The organism is Polynucleobacter sp. 30F-ANTBAC (assembly GCF_018882385.1).
Lineage (GTDB): Bacteria > Pseudomonadota > Gammaproteobacteria > Burkholderiales > Burkholderiaceae > Polynucleobacter.
Window position 1 is genome coordinate 209,332 of the sequence record NZ_JACVON010000001.1, and the last position, 3,531, is coordinate 212,862.

Annotated in this window: 2 protein-coding genes; both read left to right on the forward strand. The window is 43.7% G+C overall.

The features are described 5' to 3' along the window. The first annotated feature begins 346 nt into the window (after positions 1-346). Positions 347-1,495: a LuxR family transcriptional regulator gene (locus ICN28_RS00970; protein WP_216285537.1), complete on the forward strand. Its 1,149-nt coding sequence runs from the start codon at positions 347-349 to the stop codon at positions 1,493-1,495. Positions 1,496-1,765: 270 nt separating this feature from the next. Then, positions 1,766-3,499, forward strand: coding sequence for a ShlB/FhaC/HecB family hemolysin secretion/activation protein (locus ICN28_RS00975; RefSeq protein WP_216285538.1), 1,734 nt, complete (start codon positions 1,766-1,768; stop codon positions 3,497-3,499). The last annotated feature ends 32 nt before the right edge of the window (positions 3,500-3,531 follow it).

A 3,531-nucleotide genomic window follows, 5' to 3' on the forward strand; every position in this document is an offset into this window, starting at 1 on the left:
TTAATTAAGCAGCATCAAACAGAAGAGCTAAATAAAGTAAAAAACAAATAAGCGGAAAAATCAGCTAGTAGGCTGGTAGATCATGTTATCCATTTACTAGTAAAGCAAATCAAGATTCAGTACAGCTAATAAATAAGGACGTTACAAGCAGTCCTCCTCAGAGCACTGCAAACAGCCTATAAGGGCTAGAACTCAATGAAGAGCTATCAAAGACTATCTACACAAAGAGTAAGAAGGAGCAAAACGATAAGTTTAGATGGTTAAGTGCCCTATGGTGTATTTACCATTCTTGGCAATTAAGGTAAATTCGGTGCTTCTTTAAAACAACAGAAAGTTAAGGTTACACATGTTAGCGCTAGATAACGTTACCACCATCTACTTAACAGGCTTAATTGCCATTGGTTTTTCAATCGTACAACTGCTGCTATTGCTCAGAAGAGGTAGCTCTGTCTTGTTATGGAGTCTCGGTACCCTATTAATGGGGCTTGGTTACATCATGACCCTTATGTTGGTAGAAGACCCGTTGCCACAGTTCTGGGTTGCTGGTCCTATCGCCGTACTACTTGGTAGTTTGGTCATCTTAAGTGGTTTAGGCAAGTGGGCTGGTTACGAGTTACCTAAAAGATCGACCATTATTTGCTTGGTTGGCGTGGCTATTACAGCTGGTTTATTCTACTTTAGCCGTAAGTACAATGCGCCGTTGGGAAGCTTGGAGGCGATTCTTTTAGCTCCTGTATCAGCGACACTTATATATAGTGCATGGTTTACTGGGGTACAGGCTAAGCTGACAGGTAGTAAATACATCTATTTAATTAGTGGTGTTTATTGGCTAAAAGGTATCTTTATGGCTGCATTAACCTTAGGTGCGTTAGCTGCTATTGGGGATCAGTATATTATTGTGACATCTCAAGTGGTTTATTACACCAGCTTAGTCTTTTTACTTGCCACATTAATTAACAACATGTCCTGGTCACTTCAAATTTCTGAGGATCTGATGGGGAAGTTGTCTAGCCGTCAAACTACTCAGCCAGTTATTATTAAAACTCCTGTTACTGTTAAAGATGAAACACCAGTAGCTAATAAAACTGAAAAGGTTATTAAAGAGAAAAAGATAATCGAAAAGACTGAGACTATTGATAATACTTCTGTTAACCCTGATTTGTTAAGCGATGCTGAAAAGTTAGCCATGTTGGAAAAATTAACAGATAAAGAACGTGAAGTATTTTTGTTGGCAGCAGAAGGTAAGAAGAATGGTGAAATTGCTACATTGCTTAATTCTTCTGAATCCAGCATTAAAGTTCACCGCTCACGTATGACTGGTAAATTGGGCATGAAGAAACCAGAAGATCTAAAAAAGATGCTTTCAAAAGCACCGGCCGTAACAAGCAGTCAAAATGTTGAGATTGACCAAGTTACAGAAGTTGCGAACGATACTGAAGTTTCTTCAGACACAGGTTCTGATAACCAAAATCCTGACCTCTTTACAAAATCTTAACCAAAAAAAGTTAAGTAAAAGCCACCTTCGGGTGGCTTTTTTTATAACTTAACCTTGGGTGTGGTTAAGTTGATCCTTTCTGAGGTTCTCAACTTTACAAAATTTTTATGTATTTAACGCGTTAATTTTTAAACCGATTGACCTTCGGTTAATTAACCTTTTATCTAGGTAAATCATGATCTTAGCTATGATAATCGCTTGCGTTAAAAGGGCATTTCCCTATAATCGCATACGTGCACACGTGTTAATGATTTAAATCAAAAAAAATAAATGAGACTAAATTCCCTATTGCCCCTTGTAGTTATTGGCGTTTCAGCCATTTCTACAGTCGCGCATGCTGCTCCCGGGGACTTTGTTAATCCTGGAGCAGGCCCGCTCCTTCAAGAACTGCAGAAACAAGCGCCTAAACCATCGACTTTACCTCCCCCTGTAGCACCTGCTGAAAAGGTTAAACCTAAGCCGGGCAAGCCTTCAGAGGTCAAGGTGACCATTCAGGGTTTCAAGGTTGATGGCAATAAGAGCTTGGATTCAGCTCGCATCAATGACGTTCTAAAGCCTTGGATTGGTCAATCTCTACCGTTCGAAGAACTACAAAAAGCAGCCGATGCACTAGCAGGACTCTACGTGTCCAGCGGTCGCCTAGCCCAAGTAGCTGTGCCTCCGCAGCGTATCAGCGATGGCATTGTGATCCTCAAGGTATTGGAAGCCAAGCTCGGTGCGGTTAATGTTGAAATGCCCAATGGTCCATCTCGCTTTGGTGCAGACAAGGCCCGCCGCTTTGTCACCGACTCTAATCCAACCTCAGAACTGATCATCACGACCAATGTTGAACGTTCGATCTACATCCTCAATGAGATGCCGGGCATTGCTGTCAACAGTCAGCTTGAGCCTGGTAAGAACGAGGGTGAAGTCGATATCAAGCTGTCATTGGCTGATACAGCACCGGTGCGTGGCCGTGCAGAATGGAACAACCACGGTAGCCGTGCGACGGGTACAGGTCAACGCGTTGTGAACTTTGTGTTTGATGGCTTGACAGGCAATGGTGATCAGCTTTCTGCTAGTCATATCAAATCAGATGGTTCTGATTATTCATTGGCGAGCTACTCACTACCAGTCAACTCTGACGGCCTTCGTGCCGGTCTCTCTGGTAGCTACCTCGATTATGAGAACGTCAATAAGTTCTCTCCTGCTATCAACCGTAATGCAGGCTTTGGACGTGCTAAGACCATCGGTGCCAACCTCACATACCCAACCTTGCGTTCGCCAGCAGCCAACAGCAACGTGACAGCTAGCTTTGATCGTAAGATGTACCTGAATAAAAAGGCTGTGGATGGAGAAATCTCCAGTGACTACCGTATTGAGAACATGGTGTTTGGTTATAACGCCAATCAATACGACCAGTGGCTGGGCGGTGGTGTTAACCAAGGCTCCATCACGTTGACCAAGGGTCATATCAGCTTTGGTTCAGAAACTATCACCAATGGTGTTTATGGTGTTAATACGCCAACCACGTTCACCAAAATTAATGCGAGCCTCTCTAGGTCGCATCAGGTTGTTCAGGATAAAACCATCCTCAACGTCAGCGCTTCGGGCCAAATGGCCTCAGTGGATCTAGACTCCTCAGAGAAGTTCTACCTTGGTGGCCCTAACGGTGTGAGAGGCTACCCAGGCTCTCAAGCTGGTGGCTCTCAAGGTGCCATGATCAATATCGAGCTTCAGCAAGCTCTAGAAGACAAAATGATTGCCTCGGTCTTTTTTGACGCAGGCTTTGTCCAGCAGGCTAGAGACAAGAGTAATTTTGAAGATTTAGGTGCTAACAACAGCTACAGTCTACGTAGCTTAGGGGTTGGCCTCAAGCGCCCTGATAGCCAGATCATCTGGAGTACCGCGATTGCGTGGAAACTTGGCCATAATCCTCTTGAAGACTACCGTGGCAACGGCGTCAACAATGACGGTCTATCCAAATCAGCCTATGTTTGGGCTAACGTTCAATTCGTCTTCTGATCATGAAGTCGCCTTGGATCTCCCTCGTATTG